At 64.1% G+C, this 1,514-nt stretch carries 1 protein-coding gene; it reads right to left on the reverse strand.

The annotated features are described in order from the left end of the window. On the reverse strand, positions 1-1,514 hold a 1,514-nt coding region (locus tag AB2U09_RS00110), incomplete at both ends, for a DUF7282 domain-containing protein (protein ID WP_459190653.1).

Below are 1,514 nucleotides of genomic sequence, written 5' to 3' on the forward strand. Positions count from 1 at the left end.
CGTCGCGGTCGGGGTCGGCGTCGCGTCGCCGACGGTGACCTCGGCGCTGTCGGTTACGGTGGTGCCGTTGACCGAGTACGGCGCGTCAGCCTCGGGGAAGTCGTAGAGGTTGTTCGAGTTGTCGTCGAGGTGGGGCATGGCGACCAGCGTGGTGGTCTCGTTGACCATGGTGTCGAGGTCGACGCGCACGTTCGAGTGCGTGCCGGCTTCGAGGTAGCGGCTGGTACCGATGACGTCACCGCTCGCGCTGCCCTCGTGGATGGCGACGAAGCCACCGTCCGAGAGCGTCGCGGATTCGACGACGACTTCCTGGTTGTCCTCGGCGACCGACTGGTCGCTGAAGGTCAGCGAGCCGCTCGGTTCCGCGAGGATGCGGCCGTCGTAGGAGTCACTGATGGCGTCGCCGCCGCGGCGGACGCGCACAGTGAAGTTGACGCCAGCGCCGCGTTCGCTGAAGTCACCGGTGGCAGCGAAGGTGCGGTCTCCGCTGACGTGGGTGTTCAGCGTGGTCAGGAACGGGCTGGTGTCGGACTGGCTGTTGACGCGCAGGCCGAGTTTCGTCCCCGGGGCAACGTTCGTGCTGCCGCGGAGGGTCTGACCTTCCTGGTTGCGGATGACGACTTCGTCGTCCGCGTTGGTGTTCAGCGACGCGTCGGCGTCCTCGTAGCTCCAGATCGAGCCGACCGTGCCAGACCCTTCACCGCCGATCTGCGGGCCGACCGAACTGTAGCTTTCGAAGGCGAACGACGCGTTGTAGACGATCTCGTTTTCGAGCTTGTCCTCGTCGACACCGGCGAGGTCGACACCGACGTAGTAAGTGTCGTTGTCGTAGTCCGGGATGACGACAGTGTTGCTCGTGGTGAGGTCGAACTCTTCACGCTGGGCGTTCGGGCCAGGGTTCTCCTCGGAGAAGCTGGCGTTGAGGATGCCAGTGTCGACCGCACTGAGGAAGGCACTGGTCTCGTTGGCGCCCGTGGACGTCCGGTTGTGGAAGACGCCTTCCAGGCCGGACGCGGAGATCTGGTGGACGATCATCTCGTCGGTGACAACCGTGTCGGACTGCGTGAGGTTGCCGTCGATGTCGTCGTCAGTGTTGTCAGTGTTCTCGTCGATGAACTCGAAGTCCACCTCGTCCTTCTTGTCGGACGGCACGACCCAGACGTCACTGCTCTCGGTCGCGCGACTGTTGATCGACACTGCACCGACGTCGTCCTCGTCGACGTCAGTGAAGTTGAAGTTACCGTTGTTGATGACGCTCGCGTCGTCCTCGTCGTTAGCGACGACTGCGAGGTCGTAGGACGCGGGGTCGAGGATGCCGTTGCCGGCGAACTCGAGACTGCTAGCGTTCGGCGCTTCGGTTTCGTTCTCGTAAACACGCACGGCATCGACGAAGCTCCCACTCTCACCGCCCCAGGCGGTGACGTTGTCATCGCCTTCGGCGCTGAAGATGTGGTCGCGCTCGCCCGTGCCGGACATGTACGTGTTCCACTCGACGACGACCTCGCCGTCGCCGT

The organism is Halosimplex yunnanense (assembly GCF_054504345.1).